This is a genomic window from Caballeronia glathei, assembly GCF_000698595.1.
In the GTDB taxonomy this organism is placed as follows: Bacteria; Pseudomonadota; Gammaproteobacteria; order Burkholderiales; family Burkholderiaceae; genus Caballeronia; species Caballeronia glathei.
The window spans coordinates 57,313-81,170 of record NZ_JFHC01000018.1 but is presented as its reverse complement, the minus strand read 5'-3'; the positions used below and the strand labels follow the sequence as shown (position 1 = coordinate 81,170).

23 protein-coding genes and 1 riboswitch are annotated in these 23,858 nt (G+C 65.4%); of the genes, 11 read left to right on the top strand and 12 right to left on the bottom strand.

Annotated elements, in window-relative coordinates:
• The first annotated feature begins 173 nt into the window (after positions 1-173).
• On the top strand, positions 174-1,562 hold the full coding sequence (locus tag BG61_RS13850) for an FAD-binding oxidoreductase (protein WP_035932908.1): 1,389 nt from the start codon (positions 174-176) through the stop codon (positions 1,560-1,562).
• A gap of 40 nt (positions 1,563-1,602) precedes the next feature.
• Here BG61_RS13850 and BG61_RS13845 read toward each other — a convergent pair whose 3' ends face one another.
• A complete protein-coding gene (locus BG61_RS13845) occupies positions 1,603-2,424 on the bottom strand; it encodes a hypothetical protein (RefSeq protein ID WP_035932991.1) in 822 nt (273 codons plus the stop codon).
• 196 nt (positions 2,425-2,620) lie between these two features.
• Positions 2,621-2,977, bottom strand: a complete 357-nt coding sequence (locus tag BG61_RS13840; RefSeq protein ID WP_035932906.1) for a host attachment protein — start codon at positions 2,975-2,977, stop codon at positions 2,621-2,623.
• 230 nt (positions 2,978-3,207) lie between these two features.
• On the opposite strand from BG61_RS13840, the gene BG61_RS13835 reads away from it, so the two are divergent.
• The 9 genes from BG61_RS13835 to dhaK all read left to right on the top strand — a co-directional run bounded on the left by BG61_RS13835 (position 3,208) and on the right by dhaK (position 11,583).
• Positions 3,208-4,227 carry a LacI family DNA-binding transcriptional regulator gene (locus BG61_RS13835; protein WP_174479723.1) on the top strand — a complete coding sequence of 340 codons (1,020 nt, stop codon included), beginning with the start codon at positions 3,208-3,210 and terminating at the stop codon, positions 4,225-4,227.
• Positions 4,228-4,340: 113 nt separating this feature from the next.
• Positions 4,341-5,672: an ABC transporter substrate-binding protein gene (locus tag BG61_RS13830; protein ID WP_035932900.1), complete on the top strand. Its 1,332-nt coding sequence runs from the start codon at positions 4,341-4,343 to the stop codon at positions 5,670-5,672.
• A 78-nt stretch (positions 5,673-5,750) separates the two neighbouring features.
• On the top strand, positions 5,751-6,707 hold the full coding sequence (locus BG61_RS13825) for a carbohydrate ABC transporter permease (RefSeq protein WP_035932897.1): 957 nt from the start codon (positions 5,751-5,753) through the stop codon (positions 6,705-6,707).
• Positions 6,704-7,657 carry a carbohydrate ABC transporter permease gene (locus tag BG61_RS13820; RefSeq protein ID WP_035932894.1) on the top strand — a complete coding sequence of 318 codons (954 nt, stop codon included), beginning with the start codon at positions 6,704-6,706 and terminating at the stop codon, positions 7,655-7,657. Before BG61_RS13825 ends, BG61_RS13820 begins: the two co-directional genes overlap by 4 nt.
• On the top strand, positions 7,654-7,848 hold the full coding sequence (locus BG61_RS13815) for a hypothetical protein (protein ID WP_035932892.1): 195 nt from the start codon (positions 7,654-7,656) through the stop codon (positions 7,846-7,848). The genes BG61_RS13820 and BG61_RS13815 overlap by 4 nt, the downstream gene beginning before the upstream one ends.
• A 3-nt stretch (positions 7,849-7,851) precedes the next feature.
• Positions 7,852-8,940 (top strand): ABC transporter ATP-binding protein, encoded by a 1,089-nt coding sequence (locus BG61_RS13810; protein ID WP_035932890.1) that lies wholly within the window; start codon positions 7,852-7,854, stop codon positions 8,938-8,940.
• On the top strand, positions 8,933-9,952 hold the full coding sequence (locus BG61_RS13805; protein WP_035932887.1) for an ABC transporter ATP-binding protein: 1,020 nt from the start codon (positions 8,933-8,935) through the stop codon (positions 9,950-9,952). Before BG61_RS13810 ends, BG61_RS13805 begins: the two co-directional genes overlap by 8 nt.
• Entirely contained in the window at positions 9,949-10,578 is a 630-nt protein-coding gene (gene dhaL / locus BG61_RS13800) for a dihydroxyacetone kinase subunit DhaL (RefSeq protein WP_035932883.1), read from the top strand. The genes BG61_RS13805 and dhaL overlap by 4 nt, the downstream gene beginning before the upstream one ends.
• 15 nt (positions 10,579-10,593) lie before the next feature.
• On the top strand, positions 10,594-11,583 hold the full coding sequence (gene dhaK / locus BG61_RS13795) for a dihydroxyacetone kinase subunit DhaK (RefSeq protein WP_035932872.1): 990 nt from the start codon (positions 10,594-10,596) through the stop codon (positions 11,581-11,583).
• A gap of 24 nt (positions 11,584-11,607) precedes the next feature.
• Here the strand turns inward: dhaK and BG61_RS13790 are convergent, their stop codons facing one another.
• Together BG61_RS13790 and BG61_RS13785 are read right to left on the bottom strand one after the other, a co-directional pair.
• Positions 11,608-12,294 carry a Fe2+-dependent dioxygenase gene (locus BG61_RS13790; RefSeq protein WP_035932863.1) on the bottom strand — a complete coding sequence of 229 codons (687 nt, stop codon included), beginning with the start codon at positions 12,292-12,294 and terminating at the stop codon, positions 11,608-11,610.
• 87 nt (positions 12,295-12,381) lie between these two features.
• Positions 12,382-14,610, bottom strand: coding sequence for a TonB-dependent receptor (locus BG61_RS13785; protein WP_035932859.1), 2,229 nt, complete (start codon positions 14,608-14,610; stop codon positions 12,382-12,384).
• Between the two features lie 287 nt (positions 14,611-14,897).
• A riboswitch (yybP-ykoY riboswitch) is annotated at positions 14,898-15,068 on the top strand.
• 5 nt (positions 15,069-15,073) lie between these two features.
• Between BG61_RS13785 and mntP the strand changes: the two genes are divergently transcribed.
• Positions 15,074-15,652, top strand: a complete 579-nt coding sequence (gene mntP, locus BG61_RS13780; protein WP_035932988.1) for a manganese efflux pump MntP — start codon at positions 15,074-15,076, stop codon at positions 15,650-15,652.
• 48 nt (positions 15,653-15,700) lie between these two features.
• On the opposite strand, the gene BG61_RS13775 is transcribed toward mntP, so the two are convergent.
• From BG61_RS13775 to BG61_RS13740, 8 genes are all read right to left on the bottom strand, one after another.
• Positions 15,701-16,657, bottom strand: coding sequence for a LysR family transcriptional regulator (locus BG61_RS13775; protein WP_035932856.1), 957 nt, complete (start codon positions 16,655-16,657; stop codon positions 15,701-15,703).
• Between the two features lie 127 nt (positions 16,658-16,784).
• Complete coding sequence (yjfF, locus tag BG61_RS13770; RefSeq protein WP_035932854.1) at positions 16,785-17,873, bottom strand: galactofuranose ABC transporter, permease protein YjfF; 1,089 nt, start codon at positions 17,871-17,873, stop codon at positions 16,785-16,787.
• On the bottom strand, positions 17,870-18,907 hold the full coding sequence (locus BG61_RS13765) for an ABC transporter permease (RefSeq protein ID WP_035932850.1): 1,038 nt from the start codon (positions 18,905-18,907) through the stop codon (positions 17,870-17,872). Before BG61_RS13765 ends, yjfF begins: the two co-directional genes overlap by 4 nt.
• Positions 18,904-20,418, bottom strand: coding sequence for a sugar ABC transporter ATP-binding protein (locus BG61_RS13760; RefSeq protein WP_035932845.1), 1,515 nt, complete (start codon positions 20,416-20,418; stop codon positions 18,904-18,906). Before BG61_RS13760 ends, BG61_RS13765 begins: the two co-directional genes overlap by 4 nt.
• A 117-nt stretch (positions 20,419-20,535) precedes the next feature.
• Positions 20,536-21,504, bottom strand: a complete 969-nt coding sequence (locus BG61_RS13755; protein WP_035932839.1) for an ABC transporter substrate-binding protein — start codon at positions 21,502-21,504, stop codon at positions 20,536-20,538.
• A 300-nt stretch (positions 21,505-21,804) separates the two neighbouring features.
• Complete coding sequence (locus BG61_RS39245) at positions 21,805-22,434, bottom strand: hypothetical protein (RefSeq protein ID WP_051672496.1); 630 nt, start codon at positions 22,432-22,434, stop codon at positions 21,805-21,807.
• Between the two features lie 18 nt (positions 22,435-22,452).
• Complete coding sequence (locus BG61_RS13745) at positions 22,453-23,340, bottom strand: hypothetical protein (protein ID WP_035932835.1); 888 nt, start codon at positions 23,338-23,340, stop codon at positions 22,453-22,455.
• Positions 23,337-23,825 carry a PAAR domain-containing protein gene (locus BG61_RS13740; protein WP_232256174.1) on the bottom strand — a complete coding sequence of 163 codons (489 nt, stop codon included), beginning with the start codon at positions 23,823-23,825 and terminating at the stop codon, positions 23,337-23,339. The genes BG61_RS13745 and BG61_RS13740 overlap by 4 nt, the downstream gene beginning before the upstream one ends.
• Positions 23,826-23,858: the final 33 nt, after the last annotated feature.

The following is a 23,858-nucleotide window of genomic DNA, read 5'->3' as shown; positions in this document are numbered from 1 at the left end:
CGAGCCTTGAATGAATCAGGGCGAGCGACTCCGCGCCTTCCCCCTTCGCCCGAGTCTCTTCGATTCCCGCTCTTTCTTCTCGAATCAGACATGACGCGGGACAGGTCACGCGCACCGGCACGCATGGCGTGCGGGCCCGCGCAGCGACGGCGCAATCAACAGCGAGGTATGCCATGGTTAGCCTGACAAGCGAAGTGATCGGGAATCTGAAGTCGAAGTTGAGAGGCACGGTGCTCACGCCCGGCGATGCCGGCTATGACGAAGCGCGCACGGTCTGGAATGCGACGATCGACCGTCGCCCCGCGATGATCGTGCGCTGCGCCGGCACCGCCGACGTCATCGCGGCAGTGGGCTTCGCGCGCGACAACGGCATCCTGCTCTCGATACGCGGCGGCGCGCACAACATCGCGGGCAGCGCGGTATGCGACGACGGCCTGATGATCGATCTGTCGGCGATGAGATCCGTGCGTGTCGATCCGCAGGCGAAGCGTGCCTATGTCGAGCCGGGCGCGACGCTCGCGGACTTCGATCACGAAGCGCAGGTATTCGGCCTCGCGACGCCGCTCGGCATCAACTCGACGACGGGTGTCGGCGGACTCACGCTCGGTGGCGGCTTCGGCTGGATCAGCCGCAAGTTCGGCACGTCGAGCGACAACCTCGTGGCAGCGGAGATCGTCACCGCCGACGGCACGTGGAACCGCGTGAGCGCGGAGGAACACCCGGACCTCTTCTGGGCGATCCGCGGCGGCGGCGGCAACTTCGGCGTCGTCACGCTGTTCGAATTCCAGCTGCATCCGGTGGGTCCGGAGATCTACGGCGGGCTCGTCATCTATCCGCTGGAGCAGGGCGCCGAGGTGCTGCCGAAGTATCGCGATTTCGTTGCGTCGATGTCCGATGACCTCACCGTGTGGGCCGTGATGCGCTTCGCGCCGCCATTGCCGTTCCTGCCGCCCGAGGTGCACGGCAAGCCCGCGATCGTGCTGGCGTCGTGCTATGTCGGCCCGGTCGAGCAAGGCGCGCAGGCCGTCGAGCCGCTCAGGCACTTCGGCACGCCTTACGGCGAGCATCTCGGCGCGATGCCGTTCACCGCGTGGCAAAAGGGCTTCGATCCGCTTCTCACGCCGGGGGCGCGCAACTACTGGAAATCGCACAACTTCGCCGAGCTGAGCGACGACGCGCTGGCGGTGCTGACCCGCTACACCAGTACGCTGCCTTCGCCGCACTGCGAGATATTCATCGGCGCGATGGCGGGGCAGACCAACCGCGTGGCGGTGGATGCGACGGCGTATGCGAACCGCGATTCGGTCTACACGATGAACGTTCACGGCCGCTGGACCGAAGCATCCGACGACGATAAGTGCGTCGCGTGGGCGCGCGAGCTCTTCAATGCGATGACACCCTTTGCGCTCGGAAGCGTCTACGTGAACTTTCTCACCGGCGACGAAGGCGATCGCGTGAAAGCGGCCTATGGCCCCAACTACGCGCGGCTCGCCGCCGTGAAGAGCCGCTACGATCCGCAGAACCTGTTCCGCAGCAACCAGAACATCGCGCCGTCGGCGTGATGCTCCAGGTGGCGTATCGGCCGCGAGGCCGGTACGCCCTTCATTGTTCCGATGGTCTCGCGCCGTCTTCCGACGGGGCCGTTTCCTGCTTCGCCGGGGCGAAGCGGCCCTGCATGGCGACGAGCTGGTCGTCCGTCGCGGCGACGATCCACAGGCGCGCGCGCTCCACGATGTAGCGGTTGTGGTCCTTGAGCGGGCCCATCGCGGCCGCGCTCTTCCACACGACGGGCGCGGCGCGGCTCGTCCTGCCCGAGGTCGCGCCGACCAGCAGGCAATAAGGCCCGAGCGGCAGCGACACGAACGGCAGCCCGGGCTTCGCGCACACGCGCCAGTCGATGAACGGCGCGTCGCTGAACAAGAGCGGCGCGGGCAGGCCGTAGAGCACCGTGAAGTCGAAGAGCGCGAGCTGCTCGCGCATGCCCGTATACGTGCGCCGGATATCGTCGACGAGCGCCGCGCGGATCTCGTCGTCGAACATCGGCTCCTGTGCATAGCGGTCGCGGGCTTGCCGCGCGTCGCGCTGATACGCGCTGAACACGGCGAGTTCCACGCAGTCGTGCACCGCGCGCTGCACCTCGGCCGCCGACCCCGCTTCGCCCGGCTTGCCGAGCTGCGCGGCGCGCAGAAAGCGCGCGAGGCCCGCTTCCTGGATCGCGGGGCCTCCGGCCTTCGGATCGTCGGCGGCATCCCGGTCGAGCGGCACGTAGATATAGGGCTCTGCCGCGAAACGCGCCTTCTTGCCTTCGTCGAACTTCACTTCGCCATCCGTGCAGTCGAGATAGCGCGTGCCGACGCGGCCGTGCTCCCACACGTAGTTCCTGAGGAAGGGGCGCAGCGGATGCAGCGCGTCATGCTCGGTCATCTGCGGATCTTTCGTCATCGGGTGTGCGAGTCGGCGGGCGTGACCATGCGCACGCATGCCCGGCGCCGGGAACGCGTGCAGGCCAGCCGCCACAGAGAGGTGCCGGAGCGGGTAAACGCGCGGACTAGCGCGCACACGAACGGCACGGACAAGCGCGCAAGCAAGCGCGCAAACAAACGCAAGCCAACGCGCGGGATCAGGCCCGCCCGAGATGCCGCTCGATGCCGCGTGAATCGAGCTTCGAGATGTCGTTGTTCACTTCCTCGAAGACGAGCTTGCGGGTCTCGCCGCTCAGATGCTCCCGCAAGAGGCCGAGGAACCTGGGCTCGACCGCGAGCCGCAGACGGTCGAAGCGGTTGTGCAGCCGTCCGTGGTCGAGATAGTTCGCAACGGTCCTTGCGAACTTCTCGCGATCCTTCTCGCTGAGTTCGGTGGCGCGCGGCGCGGGATTGGTGAGGTCTTCTATCTCCTGAAGGTCCAGCTTGAGGCCGTGCGTCTCGAAGATGCGCGCACGGCAGCCGTCTGCGGCAAGAACCCAGGTTATCGTGGTCATGTGCTCCTCCTGTTGCGCTCGTCGAAGGCGCGGGCACACGCCATTTTCCACTAAATCCTCATATGCGGGTTCCATTTCGATACGGATAACCGAACATCCGGCGCTCTCGCCGCTTGCATGGCCATCATCGTATGACAGTATTTATCCGCGAAAAAAGCTTGCATTTTGCGGCGGAAAAACTACCTTGAATAAACAAAAAATGCTTTCTGGCTCGGCACCGGAGGAGACCCATGCCGGCTACACGTATGATGATTGCGCGGCGCGCGGGCGTGAGTGTCGCGACGGTCGATCGCGTCCTGCGTGACGATCAGGCCGTGCGTCCCGAGACCGCGGAGCGCGTGCACGTCGCGCTCGCCACCCTGCGCGACGAACGTGCGAGCCGCGGCCGGCCGGCCAAGCCAAGCGTCTTTCGCGTCGCCTTCGTTCTTCCCCAGATCAACTCCCGCTTTCTCGATCACGTCGAGCGCGACATCGCGCTGTCAGCGAGCTTCTTTCGCGAGCACCGCATCACGCCCTCGTTCTACCGTTGCGACTTCGCGAGCCAGCGCGAGACTGCCGCGTTCTCCGAAGAGGCGATCGACTACGACGCGCTCGTCATGGCGCCGCTCGACTACCCGTGGGTCGAGCGCTTCATCGAGGTGCTCGACGAGGCAAGCGTGCCGGTCGTCACCGTGTTCTCCGATTTGCCGGGCAGCGGCCGCGCGGCCTATGTCGGGGTCGACAACCGGATGGCGGGGCGCACCGCGGGCCTTCTGATGGGGCGCTTCCTGTGCACGCGCATCGGCACGGTCGCGGTGCTCTCGGGCTCGTCGCGCCTGCACGACCAGCTCGAGCGGCGCACCGGTTTTTCGCAAGTGCTTGAAGAAGACTTCCGCAACCTGCGCTGGACCGCCGAGCCCGATTTCACCGAAGACGACGACGGCGCCGGCCTCGCCGTGCAGGGGCTGCTCGCGCGTCACGAGGACCTCGTGGGCGTGTATGCGACGGGCGGCGGCATCTCCGGCATCGCGTCGGCGCTGCACGAATCAGGCGAGCGCGCGCGCATCGTCCTGATCGGTCACGGCCTGACGGCGGAGACGCGCGCGCAGCTCGCCGAGCGCGCGATCGACGTGATCCTCGATCAGGATGTGCGCGGCATCGTCCACTGGGCGGGGCTCGCTGCGATCAATTTTCTGAACGACGTACGCGGGGCACTCGCGATCCCCGCGCCCGAAACCCGGATTTACCTTCGTGAGAATGCGCACGCGTAACGCTCGCGACACGCGGACCGGGTGCCGGTCCGCCAGAGCCGAAGCACGGCGCCCGGCGCATGGGTGCCGACCGTCATCAGGATCGCAGACGAGAGCAACAAGGAGAAGACAACATGTTACGGCTTACACCACGAAGGGTGGCTGCGGCGCTCGCGCTGTCGCTGGGGCTCTGCGCGTCGATGGGCGCGCATGCGCAGGGCAAGCAGCTGACGCTTTGCTGGGCGGCATGGGACCCGGCCAATGCGCTCGTCGAATTATCGAAGGACTTCACGGCGAAGAGCGGCATACAGATGAAATTCGAGTTCGTGCCATGGACGAGCTACGCCGACCGCTTCCTCAATGAACTCAACTCGCACGGCAAGCTGTGCGACCTCATCATCGGCGACAGCCAGTGGATCGGCGGCGCGGCGGTCAACGGACACTACGTGAAGCTCAACGACTTCTTCGCCAAGAACAAGATCTCGATGAACGACTTCATGCCGGCAACGGTCGTCGGCTACGCGGAGTGGCCGAAGAACACGCCGAACTACTGGGCGCTGCCCGCGATGGCGGACGCGGTGGGCTGGACCTACCGGAAGGACTGGTTCGCGCGGCCCGAGCTGCGCGCGGAGTTCAAGCAGAAATACAAGCGCGAGCTGGAGCCGCCTCAGACCTGGGACGAACTCAAGCAGACCGCGGAATTCTTCCAGGGACGCAAGATCGACGGCAAGACGGTGTACGGCGTGTACATCTTCACCGAGCGCGGCTCGGAAGGCATCACGATGGGCGTGACCAATGCGCTCTACAGCTTCGGCTTCGAGTATCAGGACCCGAAGAAGCCGTACCACCTGGAAGGCTTCGTCAACTCGCCGGATTCGGTGAAGGGCCTCGAGTTCTACAAGGCGCTCTACAAGTGCTGCACGGCGCCGGGCATGACCAATGCCTACATGCAGGAAGGGCTCGACGCGTTCAAGTCCGGCCAGGTCGCGATGCAGATGAACTGGTTCGCGTTCTTTCCGGGGCTCTACAAGGACCCGAACGTCGGCGGGGAGAAGATCGGCTTCTTCGTGAATCCGCGCGAGAAGAAGCAGTTCACGCAACTGGGCGGGCAGGGGATTTCGGTCGTGTCGTACTCGGACCACAAGGCCGATGCGCTCGAATACATCAAGTGGTTCGCGCAGCCCGACGTGCAGAAGAAATGGTGGCAGCTGGGCGGCTATTCGGCGGCGAAATCGGTCGTGCAGGACCCGAGCTTTCCGGGCAGTGCGCCGTTTGCGCCGGCGTTCCTGAAGTCGATGGAGATCGTGAAGGACTTCTGGGCCGAGCCGACCTATGCTGAGCTCCTCCTCGACATGCAGAAGCGCGTGCATGACTACGTCGTGGCCGACAAGGGCACGGCGAAGGAAGCGCTCGACCTGCTGGTGAAGGACTGGAACAAGGTGTTCAAGGCAGCGGGCAAGAACTGATGCCCGCCGGCATGGCGGCGGCCGCGCAATCGCGCGCGCGCCGCCGTCATCCGGTCGCTGCGTGACAAGGAGACAGGGATGCTGGCAGACAAGCCTTTCGTTTCGCAGGCGCCGGAATCGCGGCAGGCGTTGCGCGCGGCCGGGAAATTGCGCGGACTGTCGGACCGGACCATCGCGTGGCTCTTCATTCTTCCGACCATCCTCCTGCTTCTCGCGATCAACATCTTTCCGCTCGTCTGGGCGCTGCGCCTTTCGTTCACCAATTTCAAGTCGAACATGCCGAGCATGCCGGTGCGTTTCGTCGGCATCGACAACTACGTCGACATCCTTACCGACGAGGACATCTGGTACGCGATGCAGGTCACCGCGCGCTTCGTCTTCTGGTCGGTGGGGCTCGAGGTGCTGCTCGGCTTCGGCCTCGCGCTCCTCATCAACAAGCGCTTTCGCGGCCACAGTTTCTGGACCACGCTGATCCTGCTGCCGATGATGCTGTCGCCCGCGGTGGTCGGCAACTTCTGGACGTTCCTGCTGCAGCCGCAAACGGGCCTCTTCAACGACATCGTGAGCTTTCTCACCGGCATCCCGCCCGGCTCGTTCCAGATGATCGGCGACGTGCCGCTCGCGCCGTGGACCATCGTGATGGTCGACATGTGGATGTGGACGCCCTACGTGATGCTGATCTGCCTCGCGGGACTGCGCTCGATTCCCGACTATATCTACGAGGCCGCCGAGGTGGACCGCGCGAGCCCGTGGCGCCAGTTCTGGTCGATCACGCTGCCGATGACCCTGCCGTTCCTGATGCTTGCCGTGCTCTTTCGGGGCATCGAGAACTTCAAGATGTTCGACATGGTGAACCTGCTGACATCGGGCGGACCGGGCTCGGTCACGGAGACGGTCTCGATCACGCTCAAGCGCGCGGCGTTCGAGAAGTGGCAGACGGGCTATTCGTCGGCGCTCGCGATCATCCTGTTCGTCACGGTGTTCGGCGCGGCGAACATCTACATCAAGGCCCTCAACCGGATCAAACAGCGATGAGACAGCCTGGCAACGCCCATTCCGTCGTGGCCGCGTCGACGCGCGGCAAGAGCTTTGCGGCGATCGTCGTGATCGCCTACGCGCTCGTGACGACCCTGCCGATCGCGTGGATCTTCATGACGAGCTTCAAGTCGCAGGAGGATGCGATCGCGTATCCGCCGGTGGTGGTGTTCAAGCCGTCGCTCGAAGGGTACGTCAATCTCTTCACGATCCGTTCGCGCCAGACGCCCGAGTTCATCGCGAGCCTGCCGCCCGCCGACACCTGGTACGAACGCGACGTGCGCAAGCGCAGCATGGTGATCGCGGGGCCGTCGAAGGTGCTGCCGCGCTTCGTCAACTCGCTCGTCATCGGCTTCGGCTCGACGTTTCTCGCAGTGTTCCTCGGCACGCTCGCGGCGTATGCGTTCTCGCGCTTCAAGGTGCCGCTCGCCGACGACCTGCTGTTCTTCATCCTCTCGACCCGCATGATGCCCCCGATCGCGGTGGCGATCCCGATCTACCTGATGTATCGCGCGCTCGGCATGAGCGACAGCTACTTCGGCATGATCGTGCTCTATACGGCGGTCAACGTGTCGCTCGCGGTGTGGCTGCTCAAGGGCTTCATGGACGAGATACCGCGCGAGTACGAAGAGGCGGCGCTCGTCGACGGCTACACGCGGCTGCACGCGTTCGTGAAGGTGGTCCTGCCGCAGGCCATCACCGGCATCGCCGCGACCGCCATCTTCTGCCTGATCTTCGCGTGGAACGAGTACGCGTTCGCGTCGCTGCTCACGAGCGGCGACGCGCAGACGATGCCGCCGTTCATCCCGTTCATCATCGGCGAGGGCGGGCAGGACTGGCCGGCGGTCGCGGCGGCGACGACGCTCTTCGTGCTGCCGATCCTCTTCTTCACCGTCGTGCTGCGCAAGCATCTGCTGCGCGGCATCACTTTCGGAGCGGTGCGCAAATGAAACGCGACCTGACATTGCCGCGCGTGCGGCTGCTGCGCCGCGGCCCGGGCGAGGCGCTCTCGACCATCGTGATCGCCGCCGGCATCGCGATGCTGGTGCAGCCGTTCTCGCTCGCACTCTTCACGTGGTCGTTTCCCGTCATTCTGCTGGGAGCGTTCGCGTTTCTCGTCACCAGCCACTTTCCGGACTGATCCATGTCGACGATCGTGCTCGCCGGCCTGCACAAGCGCTTCGGCGATTTCATCGCGGTGCGCAACACCGACCTGACCGTCGGTGCCGGCCGCTTCGTCGTGCTGCTCGGCCCCTCGGGCTGCGGCAAGACCACGACGCTCAGGATGATCGCGGGCCTCGAGCTGCCTACCTCCGGGCGCATCCTGATCGACGGCGAGGACGTCACCGAATTGCGCGCGCGCCAGCGCGACATCGCCTTCGTGTTCCAGATGTTCGCGCTCTATCCGCACATGACGGTGCGCAACAACATCGCGTTTCCGCTGAAGAACGAACATGTGCCGCGCCACGAGATCGCCTCGCGCGTGGATGCGGCCGCGCGCATGCTGCGCATCGAACAGCTGCTCGACCGCAAGACGGGCGGCCTGTCCGGCGGCGACCGGCAGCGCGTGGCGCTCGGCCGCGCGATCGTGCGCCAGCCGAAGGCGTTCCTGATGGACGAGCCGCTCGGCACGCTCGATGCGGATTTCCGCGAGCTGATGTGCCTCGAATTGCGCAAGCTGCACAACGCGCTGTCGGCGACCACCGTTTATGTGACGCACGACCAGAGCGAAGCGATGGCGATGGCCGACGATCTCGTCGTGATGAATCAGGGCGACGTGCTGCAGTCCGGCCCGCCCCACGAGATCTATCACTTCCCCGCGACGGTGTTCGTCGGCAACTTCATCGGCAGCCCGCCGATGAATTTTCTGCCGGTGGACGGCGCGGTGGCCGCGGGCGACGAGCGCGTGCACCTGCATGGCGCGCCGGTCGCCGTGGCGCGCTGCGCGAGCGCGGCCGAACGCGTGCTGCTCGGCATCCGGCCCGAGCATGTCGTGATCGACGAGCACGGCCCGCTGCGCGGCCGCGTGATCGCCGACGAATATCTCGGCTCGCATCAGGTGTTCACGATCGAGACGTCCGCGGGCGTCGTGCGCGCCCGCGCGAGCAAGGACGCGGGGCTCGCGGCGGGTGCGCCGGTCGGGCTGTCGTTCCGGCAGGACCGCACCTTGCTGTACGACGCTGCGACCGGGCGCCTCATGCCCGGCGCGCACACCGGAGCCGTTCATGGCTGAAATCGAATTGCGCAACGTATCGAAGCGCTTTGGCGCGATCGTCGCGGTGGACGATCTTTCGCTCGACGTGAAGGACGGCGAGTTCGTGGTCGTGCTCGGCCCGAGCGGTGCGGGCAAGACCACGACGCTGCGCCTGATCGCGGGGCTCGAAGGCCCCGATAGCGGCGACGTGCTGATCGACGGCGAGATCGCGACGCGCGTGCATCCGTCCGAGCGCGACGTCGCGTTCATCTTTCAGCAGTATTCGCTGTATCCGCACCTGAGCGTGTTCGACAATCTCGCGTTTCCGCTGCGTTCGCCGCGCCGCCGCCAGAGCGAGGCCCACGTGCGCGCGCGCGTCGAGGCGGTCGCTGCGATGCTGCACATGGAGGCCAAGCTCGCCAACATGGCGACGCACCTGTCGGGCGGCGAGATGCAGCGTGTCGCGATCGGCCGCGCGCTCGTGCGCGAGCCGCGCGTGTTCCTGATGGACGAGCCGCTTTCCTCGCTCGACGCCAAGCTGCGCGAAGAGCTGCGCGTCGAACTGAAGCGGCTGCATCGCACGATCGGTGCGACGATCGTCTACGTGACGCACGACCAGGTCGAGGCCACCACGCTCGCGGACCGCATCGCGATTCTCGAACACGGCCGGCTCGTGCAGATCGGCACGCCGCGCGAGGTCTACGGCAACCCCGCGTGCCTCTCCGCGGCGCGGCGTCTCGGCTCGCCGCCGATCAACCTGCTGCCCCCGGCGTTCTTCGACGCGTCCGCCGTGCCCGCGGACACGGCCGTCGTCGCGATCCGCCCGGAGGACGTCGTGCTCGACGCGGCGGACAGAAAGAGTCCGCTCAGCCTGAAGGTGCTCGAATACTCGCCGCTGCGCCATCTGCTGATCCTCGATCGCGACGGCACCCCCGTGGTCGCGACGACGTCGATCGAGCGCAACTTCAGTCCGGGGCAGTCTGTCGGCGTCTCGCTGCCCGCGCGAAGCCTCTTATATTTCCGCGCCGACGGAAGGAGAATACCGACATGAACGGCAAGACGATCATGGCCTGCATCGACGCCGCGCACGGTTCGCTCACCGCGCACACGGACGAGATCGCGCTGCTCGATCAGCAGATCGGCGACGGCGATCACATCTTCAACATGCTGCGCGGCATGGAGGCGCTTCTCGCGGTGCGCGCGCAGATCGAAGCGGAAGCGTTCGGCCCCGCACTGGAACTGGCGGGCTCGAAGGTGCTGTCGACCGTGGGCGGCTCGTCGGGGCCGCTCTTCTTCTCGCTGCTGAACGGCATGGCGAAGGCGGCGGCGTCGAACGGCATGGACGTCGCCGGGTTCGCCCGGATCTTTGCGGCGGGCGTCGACGCGGTCGGGCAGCGGGGCAAGACGGGCGTCGGCAGCAAGACGATGATGGACGTGCTGATTCCGGTCGCGCGGCGCTTCGAGGAACTTGCCGCCGCGGGCGCGCCCGCGGCCGCGGTGCTCGACGCGCTGCCGCCGCTCGCCGAGGAATCGATGCTCGCGACCCGCGACATGATCGCGACCAAAGGCCGTGCGTCGTTTCTCGGCGAACGCTCGCGCGGGCACATCGATCCCGGGGCGCGCTCGAGCCAGCTCATGATCGCGGCCGTCTGCGCGCGGCTCGCTCAATCCAGTTAGAAAGGAGTGGAGGCCATGAAGAAATTCATCAACCGCGTCGACGATTTCCTCACCGAGAGCCTCGCCGGATTCGCCGCCGCGCATGGCGATCTCGTCGTGCTCAACAGCGACCCCGTGTTCGTGCGGCGGCGCGACCTGAAGCCGGGCAAAGTCGCGCTCGTGTCGGGCGGCGGCTCGGGGCACGAGCCGCTGCACAGCGGCTTCGTCGGCTACGGCATGCTCGATGCCGCGTGTCCCGGGCAGGTTTTCACGTCGCCCACGCCGGACCAGATGATGGCGGCGGCGAAGGCCGTCGATACGGGGCAGGGCGTGCTCTTCATCGTGAAGAATTATTCCGGCGACGTGATGAACTTCGAAATGGCGTCGGAGATGTCCGAGGTGCAGAACGCGATGGTGCTGATCAACGACGACGTCGCCGTCGAGAATTCGAGCTACACGACAGGGCGGCGCGGCGTGGCGGGCACGCTGATCGTGGAGAAGCTCGTCGGCAGCATGGCGGAGAGCGGCGCGAATCTCGACGCGTGCAAGGCGTTCGGCGAGCGCATCAACAAGCGCACGGCGTCGATGGGCGTGGCGTTCACGAGCTGCACGGTGCCTGCGGCGGGCACCAGCACGTTCAAGATCGGCGACGACGAGATCGAAGTGGGCGTGGGCATTCACGGCGAGCCGGGGCGGCGCCGCGCGCGCATGGCGGCGGCGGACGCGATCGCGGGCGAACTGCTCACGGCGATCGTCGACGACCTCAAGCCGCAGGCCGGCGCGCAACTGCTCGTGCTCGTGAACGGGCTGGGCGGCACGCCGCTCGGCGAACTCTACCTGCTCTTCAACTCGACGCGCCTGTGGCTTCAGCAGCGCGACCTGCATGTGGCGCGCCCGCTGGTGGGCTCGCTCACGACGTCGCTCGAAATGGCGGGTGCGTCCATCACGCTCTGCGTGCTCGACGACGAGATGACCGCGCACTGGGACAGCCCCGTGCATGCGCCGGGGCTGCGCTGGGGCATGTAGCGCCGCGTTGCCGTTGCGCAACGGCTACGTGTCGCTCCAGATGCGCAGCAGGTTGTGATAGCAGCCGACGAGACTGCGGCGCGCCGCATCATCGGCGTTTTCGGCGTTCAGGCGCTGGATCGCGGTGTCCATGTCGAAGAGCAGGGTGCGGCGCGTGTCGTCGCGCACGAGGCTCTGCACCCAGAAAAAGCTGGATACGCGCGCCCCACGCGTGACGGGCCGCACCTGATGCAGGCTCGTCGCCGGATAGACGACCGCGTGCCCGGCCGGCAGCTTCACTTCCTGCACGCCGTACGTGTCCTCGATGACGAGCTCGCCGTCGTCGTAGTCCTCGGGCCGCGAGAGAAAGAGCGTGATCGAGACGTCGGTGCGAACGCGCGCGCCGTGGCCGGGAATGATGCGGATCGCGCCGTCGACATGGCTGCCGAAATGCATGCCGCCCTCGTAGCGGTTGAAGAGCGGGGGGTAGACGCGGTTCGGCAGCACCGCGCTGATGAAGAGCGGGTGGCGCTCCAGCGCGCCGATGATGACGTCGCCCATCTCCCGCGCGATCGGCGAGCCTTCCGCGATCTGCTGGTTCTTCTTGACGGGCGCGCCCTGGTAGCCGGCGGTGGCGCGGCCATCGACCCAGGAGTCGGCGGCGGCTTCGAGCCTGGCCCGCATCGCGGCGGCGTCCTCGGGGGCGAGAACGCCGGGTATCGAAAGAATCATTGCGTGGTGTTTCCTGCGTGGCCGCGCGCTCCCCTGATGCGGGAGCGCGCGGGCTTCGACGCTCGCGGGCCCTTCGCGGGCACGCGATCAGAAGAAGCGGTAGTTCAGCGTCGCGAGGAAGGTCCGGCCGAGGCCAGGCACCGCGCGACCGCCATCGGACGGAATCAGCGCATCGTAATACTTCTTGTCCGTCACGTTCAAGACGTTGAACTGGATGTCGTACTTTTTCTGGTGATACGCCGCCATCGCATCCCAGCGCGTGTAGCCGCCCACCTCGACGAAATTGTTGTTCGCCGCATAGCGCGAGGACGTGTACACCGGCCCGCCGCCGATCTCCCAGTTCGGCGTGAACGCGTAGGTCGTCCAGATCGTGAGCATGTTGCGCGGCGTGTTCGCGAGCGTGTGGCCGGCGGTGCCGTCGGCCGCCTTCTGCACCGTGCCGTTCATGTACGTGTAGCCGCCGAACACCTGCCACTTGTTCGTGATGTGGCCCGCCACGCCGAGCTGGTAGCCGCGCACGCGCACGTCGCCGTCGAGCGTGTACTCGCCCGTCGAGGTTTGCGTGCGGGCATTGGTCTTCTCGATCGTGAAGAGCGACTGCGTGATCGAGAGGCCGCCGTTCAGCAGGTCCCACTTCGAACCGATTTCATACGAGCGGTTCGTTTCGGGCGGGATGTTCTGCTGCGTGTTCGTGAGCGTCAGCGCTTCGAGCGACGGGTTGAACGACGTGCCATACGACGCGTAGTAGGACTGCGTCTCGGTCGGCTGGAAGATGATGCCGCCGCGCACGCTCGTGTAGAAGTTGGTCTGCGTCGCGTAGGAGGGCGCGTTGATCGAGTTGTGGATCGACGCCTCGTAGCGGTCCCAGCGCACGCCGCCGACCAGCTTCCAGTACGGTCCGATCGAGATCGTGTCGTTCGCGTAGATGCCGATGCCGTTCGCGCTCGATTCCGCGAGGTTGGTCGCGACCGTGCGGATGTTAGACGGGCGCGGCGTGTACGGCGGATCGACGAGCGGCACGATCGCGATGGTGTTGCTCGGCAGCCCCGGCGCCGTCGAGGTGAAGCTCTGGTTGCTGTACGTTTCGTGGCTCAGGTCGACGCCCGCGATGACGTCGTGCTTGACGAAGCCGGTGGCGAACTTGGCCTCGACGTCCGTGGTGTTGTAGATCGAGTGATCGTTGATGTTGCGGTCCTTGCCCTGCAGCCGCACGAAAAGCTGCGAGAGCGGCAGCGTCGTGAAGTTGCCGTTCGAGAGCGCCGGCGAGCTGCCGAGCGGACCGGTCAGCACGGCGGCCGCGTTGGTCGCGCGGGCCTCGGTGCTGTAGTGGCTGAACTGCGTCTGGTTGCGCAGCGTCAGGTTGTCGTTGACGCGATGCTCGATGCGCGCGGACAGCGTCTGGACGTCCTGGATCGTGCGGTCGTTGGTGAATCCGTAGAAGGTCTTGGTGTCGACGGGCGCCGGGTGGCCGTTCAGCGGCGGAATGCCGTAGTCGGGCTGGTCTCGGTTGTGCTGGATGAGCGCGGAGAGCGTGATCTGCGTCGGTGTGCCGATGCCGAACTTCACCTGCGGCGCGACGCCGTAGTCCTTGCTCTTCATCACATCGCGCGACGAGCCGAGATCCTGGCCGAACGCGTTGATGCGGAACGCGGCGGTGTCGGAGATCGGCTGGTCAAGGTCGACCGTCGTGCGGTAACGGTCGTGCGTGCCGGCCATCACCGACACGTCGGCGCGCTTCTTGAGCGTCGGCTGCTTGCTGACCTGGTTGATGACGCCGCCCGTTGAGCCGCGTCCGAAGTAGAGCGACGACGGGCCGTACAGCACGTCGATCGAATCGAGATTGAACGTATCGCGATAGTACTGGCCGCGGTCGCGAAAGCCGTCGAGGTAGATGTCGGTGCGGGCGGTGAAGCCGCGCAGGTTGATGTTGTTGCCGATCTGGCCCCCTTCTGCCGCGCCGATCGTAATGCCGGGGACGTTGCGCAATGCGTCGGAGAAGGACGTCGCGGCCTGCGACTGCATCACCGCTTTCGGCACCACGACGACCGCCTGCGGAATGTCGCGCAGTGCGGCCGGCACCTTGGCGCCGACGCTGGACATTTCCGGCTGGAAGTCGCCGCTCGTGTCTGACTGGCCCGATACGCGGACGGCGGGCAGCGTCGCGGCCTCGGCGGGCGCGGCCGGTGCGGGACTGGCGGCGCTGGCGGGCGCGGCGGACTCTGCGGCTTGCGGTGCGGTTTGAGCATAAAGTGGCGACGCGATAGGCGCCGCGACGATAGTCATCAATGCCGCAGCAAGCGGCGTCTTCCTCAACATGTGTATCCCCGATACTGAAAGAAAGTGGCTGGCAGGCGAGATGGTCTTCGTGCCAAATGTGTCGGCGCTGCAGCGCTTTGGGACTGCTTCGCCTACACCTGCCCGGAAATTGAAAGGCCAGCCCCGCATGCCGGGCCCAACGACGGAAGCTGACGATAGTTAATGCGAATCAATATCATTACACGAGTAATAATTGTTTTCAAGTGAGCACTGAAAAGGACAGCTTTCCGTCAGCGCCCTGGAATCGAGTAAATAATTACATTAAGCTTTCTGTCCGTGATAATCTTCCGGCTGTCTTTGGGGAGTAGCCGGCTTTCGCGACAGCGGAAGCGTTCATGTCAACACGCTCGGTCGTAGACCGTGGCATGAACCGCCTTCGGGTTGGCAAGACCATCGACATGTCAGCGCGGCCCGCCGGGCGCGCGGCATGTCGTACGTCCACGCCCGGCTCGCACGCTACTTCATGAATTTCGCTTCCACTCTGCTCATCGCCTTCGCCATGTCGACGGACGCGTTCGCCGCCGCCGTCGGCAAGGGCGCGACGCTACACCGCCCGCGCATCCGCGAGGCGCTCAGGACGGGTCTCATCTTCGGTGTCATCGAGGCGGCCACGCCGCTCATCGGCTGGGCGCTCGGACGTGCGGCCGCGCCATATGTCGAGTCGTGGGATCACTGGATCGCGTTCGGCCTGCTCGCGCTGCTCGGCGCGCACATGATCCATGCGGGTCTGACGCATTCAGCGGATGACGAGCCCGGCGCCGGCAAACCGGGCCGCCATTCCCTGTGGCTGCTCGCCGTGACGGGTTTTGCCACCAGCATCGACGCCATGGCGGTCGGCGCGGGGCTTGCGTTCATCGACGTGAACATTCTTTCGACCGCCGCGACGATCGGCCTCGCGACGATGGTCATGGTCACGTTCGGCGTGATGGTCGGACGCTTTCTGGGCGCGGTTGCGGGCAAGCGGGCGGAGATCGGCGGCGGGCTGATCCTGATTGGGATCGGTTCGTGGATTCTTGCCGGGCACCTCGGCTATCTGGCTTGAGCGGGCGCGCGGCGCGCGGGCCGTAGAACGTGCGAGCCCGGCCAAAGCCTAAAGCCCGCCGACGCCCCGCGTCACGAGTGCGAACGGGCCGTTCGTGAGTTGCTCCTTCAGGAACTCGACGCACACACGGATCTTCGCCGACGCCGACGAGCGCGCCGACGTCACCGCCCAGACATCCGCGTGCTGCCGATGCCCCGGCAGCACGCGCACGAGTTCGCCGCTCTGGAGACTCGAGGCGACATCCCACACCGACGCCATGATGACGCCGTATCCGTCGTGCGCCCATTGCCGCACGATGTCGCTGTGATTGGATGCCACTGGCCCCGTCACCTTCACGCTTTCCTCGCCGTTCGGCCCGGTGAGCCGCCACACGCCGAAGCGCTGGTCGCGCCCGCGAAACAGCAGGCAGTCGTGATGCGCGAGATCGGACAGCGTTTTCGGCATGCCCTTGCGGTCCAGATACGACGGCGCGCACGCGAGGATGCGCGAGCTTTCGACGATCCTGTGCGCGATCAGATGCGGCTCCTGGATCTCGCCGACGCGGATGTCGATGTCGAAGTTCTCGCCGACCAGATCGACGCGGCGATCGAGCAGTTCCAGCCAGATTTCGAGGCCGCCGTAGCGCTGGCGCAGGAGCGACAGCGCGGGCGACACGTGATCGCGCCCGAGACGCAGGCTCGTGCTGATGCGCAGGAGGCCGCGCGGGTCGCTCGTGAGGCCGGCGAATGCATCGACCATGCCCTGCACGTCTTCGAGAATCTTCTGCGACCACTGAAACGCCGCCTCGCCGTCGCTCGTGATGCTCACGCGCCGCGTGGTCCGCAAAAAGAGCTTCACGCCGAGGCTCGTTTCCAGCATCGCGATGCGCTTGCTCACGTGGGCGGGCGAGATGCCCATTTCGGTGGCGGCCGCGATGAAGCTCGAGCGGCGCGCGACCATGCAGAACAGCTGAAGGTCGCGAACAAACTGGTCATTATTCGCTATGAGCGCATTAAGGGTTTTCATTGCGACCGATTATTCGTGCGGCAGTGAACGGTAATCTAGCCGCAACGAGGCCGGCCGCGCAAGGCGGCCGCCGCGAAAGCGCATGGACACGGGAAGGAAACGACAAGAAAAAGGAGCGGCCGGGCGGCTAGCTTCTGGGCGTCATTGCGACGGAATCCGTGCGCGGGCCGCTCTCCGGCTCGGCGGGCCGGCGCCGCTCGCGCGAACTCGCGCGCTGCTGCATGCCCGTGCCGTTCGACTTGCGCCTTGCCGCGTGCCGCTCGATCACCCGCTGCAGCAGGCAGAACGCACAGAGCAGCGCGCCGATCACGATGCGCGTCCACCACGAGCTGAGCGTGCCGTCGAACGTGATGAGCGTCTGGATCGTGCCGAGAATGCCGACGCCGAACACCGAGCCGATCACATAGCCGACGCCGCCCGTCAGCAGCGTGCCGCCGATCACCGTCGCGGCGATTGCGTCGAGTTCCATGCCCTGGCCCTGCAGTCCGTATCCCGAGAGCACGTAGAGCGTGAACACCAGCCCGCCGAGCGCCGAGCAGAAGCCGGAGAGCGCATACACGCCGACCTTCGTGCGCGCGACCGGCAGGCCCATCAGGAGCGCTGAGCGTTCGTTGCCGCCGATCGCGTAGACATTGCGCCCGAAGCGCGTGAAATGCGCGATGAAGATCGCGACCGCGAGCGTCGCGAGGGCGATCAGCGCGCCTGCCGTGAGCGAACCGCTGCCGATGTCGAGGTGATAGCCGGAGATCGCGTGGAAGGCGGGGTCGTTGATCGTGATCGACTGCGTCGTGATGAGGAAGCACGCGCCGCGCGCGAGGAACATGCCCGCGAGCGTGACGATGAACGGCTGGAGCCTGAAGAAATGGATCAGGGCGCCCATCGCCGCGCCGTACAGCGTGCCCGCCGCGAGCACGAGCGGCACGATCACCCAGACCGGCCAGTGAAAGCGCTCGGCGAACACGGCGGCGAGGATCGTCGTCAGCGCGACGACCGAGCCGACGGACAGATCGATTCCGCCCGACACGATCACGAACGTCATGCCGATCGCGACGATCAGCAGGAACGCGTTGTCGACGATGAGCCCGAGCAGCACCTGCAGCGAGAAGAAGCCTGTGTACATCACGGAGCCGAAGCCGAACAGCGCCGCGAACAGGACGACGGTGACGACGATCGGCAGCGTGCGCGGGTCGACGAGACGGTCAAGGAGATTTCTCATCGTGCAGCCTCGCTGACGGTTTTCTTCGCGGCGAACGGCAAGCCGCGCCGCAGTTGCCGCATGAGCCAGGCGCGCGCCGTCGCGGACTGGATCACGCTCACCACCAGCACGACCGCCGCCTTGACGACGAGCGTCGCCTCGGGCGGCACGCCGATGGAGTAGGTCGTGTAGGTGAGCGTCTGGATGATGAGCGCGCCGACCACCGTGCCCGCGAGGCTGAAGCGCCCGCCGAGCAGCGACGTGCCGCCGAGCGTCACGGCGAGGATCGCGTCGAGTTCCAGCAGGAGGCCCGCGTTGTTGCCGTCGGCGCTGCGCACGTTCGAGCTGATCAGGACGCCCGCAAGCGCCGCCGTCAGGCCCGAGAACGTGTAGACGCCGAACACGAGCGCGTTCGAGCGCAAGCCCACGAGCCGCGTCGCCACCGGGTTCACGCCGATCGCGCGGATGAAGAGCCCGAGCGCCGTGCGGTTCATCAGGAGCGCGGTGAGCGCGAGCGCGCCGGTCGCGACCCACACCGAGCAGGGGATGCTCGCCAGATAGCCGCCGCCGACCATCAGATACCCGCGTGCGCCGATCGGGATGATCTGGCCCCCCGTCAGCAGTTGCGCGACGCCGCGCCCGGCGACCATCAGGATCAGCGTCGCGATGATCGGCTGCATGCCGACGAACGCGACGAGCAGCCCGTTCCACATGCCCGCCAGCACGCCGACCGCGAGCGCCGCCATGAGCGCCAGGCCGACGCGCGACGGGTCGTCGGCGAGAATGGTCGCGGCGGCCGCGCCCGCGATTGCGACGACCGCACCCACCGAAATGTCGATGCCGCGCGTCGCGATGACGAGCGTCATGCCGAGCGACACCAGCACGAGCGGCGCCGCGCGGTTCAGGATGTCGATGGGCGCGCCGAACAGGTGGCCGTCGAGCATCGTGACGGACAGGAATGCCGGGTTATGCGCGAGATCGAGCAGGACGAGCGCGACGAGCGTCACGCACGGCCACAAGAGGGAATGCTGCAGGGCGGTTCTTATTCTCGTCATTCGCTGCCTCCCGCGATGAGCCGGAATACCTGATCCTCCGAAGCCGCGTTGCCCGCGACCTCGGCCACCTTGCGGCGGTCGCGCAGCACCGCGATCCGGTGGCTCACGCGCACGACCTCGCTTACTTCGGACGAAATGAACAGGATGCCGAGCCCCTTCGCGCACAGCGCGAGCACGCGGTCCATGATCTCGAACTTCGCGGCGACGTCGATGCCGCGCGTCGGTTCGTCGAGGATCAGCATTTTCGGCTCGGTCGCGAGCCAGCGCGCGAGCAGGACCTTCTGCTGGTTGCCGCCGGAGAGCAGCCCGATCGGCTGCTCGGCGTCGCGCGCCTTGATGCCGAGGCGCGCGATGTAGTCGTCGGCGATCTGGCGCTCGCGCGCGCGCCCGAGCGGGCGCCACCAGCCGCGGCGCGCCTGCAGCGCCAGGATGATGTTCTCGCGGATCGACAGGTCCGCCACGATGCCTTCCTTCTTGCGGTCCTCCGGGCAATAGCCGACGCCGTGGCGCACCGCGTCGCGCGGCGAGTGCAGCTTCGCGGGCCGGCCGCCGATCGTCACCGTGCCCGCGTCCGCGCGCTCCGCGCCGAACATGAGCCGCGCGGTTTCCGTGCGCCCCGAGCCGAGCAGGCCCGCGAGGCCGAGAATCTGGCCGGGCTGGACGTCGATGTCGACGGGATTCATCAGCCCGCGCCGCCCGACTCCGCGCAACTCGACGAACGGCGGGACCGCGGCCTTCTGCGCGGGCGGCTCGGTGGCGGCGCGCTTCAAGCGCTCGGTCATCCGCTCGTGGCCGACCATTTTCGAGACGAGCAGTTCGACCGGCAGGTCCTGCGCGAGATATTCGCCTTCGCGCTCGCCGTTGCGCATGACCGTGATGCGGTCGGAGACGGCGTAGGTCTGTTCCAGAAAGTGCGTGACGAACAGGATCCCGATGCCCGATTGCTTGAGCTTGCGCAGCACGTCGAAGAGGCGCGTGACTTCGCCGTCGTCGAGGCTGGAGGTCGGCTCGTCGAGGATCAGCACGCGCGCGTCCACCGAGAGCGCCCGCGCGATCGCGACCATCTGCTGCACGGCGATGGGGTAGGTGTCGAGCGACTTGGTGACGTCGAGCGACACGTTCAGCTCGGCGAGCGCAGCCTCCGCGCGCGCGTGAATCAGGCGCCAGTCGATCGCGCCGCGCCGCTTGGGCTGCCGCCCCGCGAACACGTTCTCCGCCACCGACAGGTTCGGGCACAGGTTCACTTCCTGATACAGCGTGCGGATGCCGGCGGCCTCGGCTTCGAGCGGCGTCGAGAACTCCACCGGCTTGCCGCCGAGCAGGATTTCGCCCGCGTCCGGGGCGTGCACGCCGGTCAGCACGTTGATGAGCGTCGACTTGCCGGCGCCGTTCTGGCCCATCAGCGTGTGGATTTCGCCAGCAAAGAGACGGAAGTCGACCTTGCGGAGCGCCTTCACGCCCGGAAAGGTCTTTTCGAGGCCGATGGTTTCGAGGATCGGGGATGCGGTCATGTTCCTCCAGCGCGTCGGGTGCGCTCGGGTGCACTCGTGGGTGCTCGGATGCGCTCGTGTGCTTTCAGGACCGCCGTCGCGCGGCGGTCCTGATCCGGACAGGGAAGTGCCGCGCGCTCAGTACTTGCGTGTCGGCAGGACCTCTGCGGCGACGCTCATCGGGAACACCGTTTCCTCCGTCACGATCCGCTTGGGCAACTGCTTGCCCGCGACGATGTCCTTTACCGCCGTCATGAGCTGGGGCCCGAGCAGCGGGCTGCATTCCACGTCCACGTTGATCTTGCCCGCGACCATCGCCTGGAAGCCGCCCTTCGTCGCGTCGAACGAGACGACGCTCACGTCCTTGCCCGGCTTCCAGCCTGCTTCCTCCATCGCCTGGATCGCGCCGAGCGCCATGTCGTCGTTGTGCGCGTAGACCACGTTGATCTTCTTGCCGTAGGTCTTCACGAACGCTTCCATCACCTGCTTGCCGCCCGCGAGCGTGAAGTCGCCGCTTTGCGACGCGATCACCTTGAACTTCGGATCGTTCTTGATCACTTCGAGCAGGCCCGCGCGGCGGTCGTTGGCGGGGGCGGAGCCGACCGTGCCCTGCAGCTCGGCGATGTTGATCGGGCCCGGCTCGTTCTTGTAGCGCTCTTCGAGCCACTTGCCCGCGCGGCGGCCTTCTTCCAGGAAGTCCGAGCCGATCATCGTCACGTAGAGCGACTTGTCCTTCACGTCGATGTTGCGGTCCGTGAGGATGACCGGGATCTTCGCGTTCTTCGCCTCGATCAGCACCGGCTCCCAGCCCGATTCCACCACCGGCGAAAACGCGATCACATCCACTTTCTGCGCGATGTACGAGCGGATCGCCTTGATCTGGTTTTCCTGCTTCTGCTGCGCGTCGGAGAATTTCAGGTTGATGCCGGCATCCGCGGCGGCGCTCTTGACGGACACGGTATTGGCGGTGCGCCAGGCGCTCTCGGCGCCGACCTGCGCGAAGCCGAGCGTGATCTTCTTGTCCTCGGCGTGCGCGCCGGTCCCGATCGCAAGCGTGAGCGCGGAACCCAGCAGTGCGGCGAGCGCGACGCGTCGTGAATGTCTCATGGTTGTCTCCGTTATGTTTGTCCGGTACCGCCGCGATCAAAAGGGCGCGGTCGTTGTGGCACGTACCGGATTGGAGAGTAGCGCCGCCGCGCATGACGGTCCAATCAGTTAAATCGCCATGCCGATATCGTTTTTGGTATCGCTCCAGATAGTGGTCGGGAGGCGGCGAACGCGCGGTCGTGCGAAGCGGTCGGGCGGACGCTGGGGCGTCCGGTTGCGCGGTTGTGGTCGGGCGGGCGGGGCAAATATTTGCCTCGGATAACGCATCGCCGCATTGCTCACGCACTACGGCGGAAACCGCTATTCGACGGATCTCGCCGATGAGTGAGCGAAAATACACTCACGCCACGCGAAGGTTGCGTCATGGTCGTGCAAAAACTTGTCCTTTTGTGCTGAATCCAGCGCATCCCAAAACGGAGTCCAGAAGGAGGCCCACCAATACTCGATATCGCCTTGCAACGAGCCAAGGCTATCGGGGTCGATGTCAGGAAACGCAATCCAGGGCGGAGGTGGGTTAAGCCGTGCGTCGCGCAACTTCCAGAACACATCCACGTCATTCGAGAGAAGCGAGACGACAACTCCGCCGAACGAGTTCGCTACTGCCAGACGTACCTTGCGTATATCGTACCGAGCATTATTGCCGACATAATTCCCCGGCCTCACGGACACGAAACCGCATGCTTCGATAGCGCTTTCGACGATGGCTTTCTGCTGCTGCTCAACCTGAAGCGTTGTGACCGAAGCTTTGATATCGATGTCTCCAAGGTATTGCGTGCCTGGAAACATTGGCGGTTTCGCGTTCAGGAAACCATCCGGGGCGACGGAATACGTGTGCCGCAATTCTTTGTGCGATGTGTTGAAGATGCGTTCGAGCGCCCGGGTGCGCTCCCGGTTGATGCGGATATCGAGTAGCTTCCTTATGCTGAACATGGTGTCTTTGGTGTCCCGTTAGTTCGGAATCTGTTCGGCCACTGCCTCAGTGCCGATATATCCGATCGCACCGAACACGATGCCCCCGATCAGCCCGGTAACCAGGACACCGGGTCCCGTTTCGACGCCGACCAGCGCCCCCGCTGCGGCGCCGATTCTGAAGCCTGCAATTCCTCCCGCCCAGCCGCCTGTCTGCCGAATGACTTCTTTGGCTATCGGCTGCACGCGTTTGGTCTGAAATGACGCGTCGGCTGCGACGCCCAAATCATAAGCGGTGAACACAATGCCGACGACCTGAACGACGCGAGCATACTTTGCAAACCTCATCGATGCTTTCAGCGAACCATCAGTGAAAACTGCGCTGGCCGGAATCCGCTTTCCTTTAACGAGAATTTCCTTGTCGATATCGCGCACGTAGCTTGAAATTTTCGTTATCCGCTTATCAAGATGTAGATTCTGGGCGCGATATTGTTCGAGCGCGCGGAGAATCTCGTCGGTATCGATCAGCGTCGCGCCGGATCGCTTTGCCTTTGCAATATCAATGTAAATGCTTTTCCCGACAAAGCGAGGCGAGCCTCCGGGAAAAAGCGCGCTGGTGGATATGAATGCGGACTTGTTGTTTCCCATAACATGTTCGGCGATGCTTGTTACGGACTCGAAGTCCTTCGGCGACAAGCCATACCGCTCAGGGAATAGTTCGCGCATTTGCTGCGCTGGTGACAAATCCATCTTGTGTAAATACAGATTATCCGGAGCAGCATAGATTTTTCGCACGAGAAAGCCGTCGTTTCGCGGTTCTTCCACGATCACAAAGAAGAACGGACGCGCGGGCATCAAATACCCGAGCACGTCCGTATGCGAACTTGGCTGTTCGTTCGTTGAAACTTGATACTGATAGCCGCTCATTGTTTCCATTGCTCCAACGCCTTGATGCCAACGCTCACCAAGAGGTCTTGTCGGTTCTCTGTAAATACACGCGGACAATATCCGCTGGCATCGGTCAATCCCTTGTATGTGCGGCCTGACGGGTCCTTGATGTGATATGGCACACCGGAAACAGGCTTGCCTTGCGCATCGACAATTCGAATACGCTCGTGAAAAGTTCCGATTGGCGGCTCCGGCAGTCGTGTGCCGGTTGGCGCAAAGCCCATCTCGGCCAACTCATGCGCCTCGAGCGTCTGGAACATGTCATCTTGTGACGCGATCAAGCGCGGCGCCGGTTGGCATTTGCACATGCCGAGGTCGTTGTCTAACGCCGCGTGCTTTCCCATCACATTGTCCGGCCAGCGCGGGCCAGTGCCGACGATGCAGCCCTCGGATTCGCATGCAGGGCAATAGATCCTCGCGCCGAGGAAGGACAACATGGTTCCGCGATGAGTCATGTATTCCATGCCTTCGGTAACTCGCGCGCCGCTTGTCCTCTT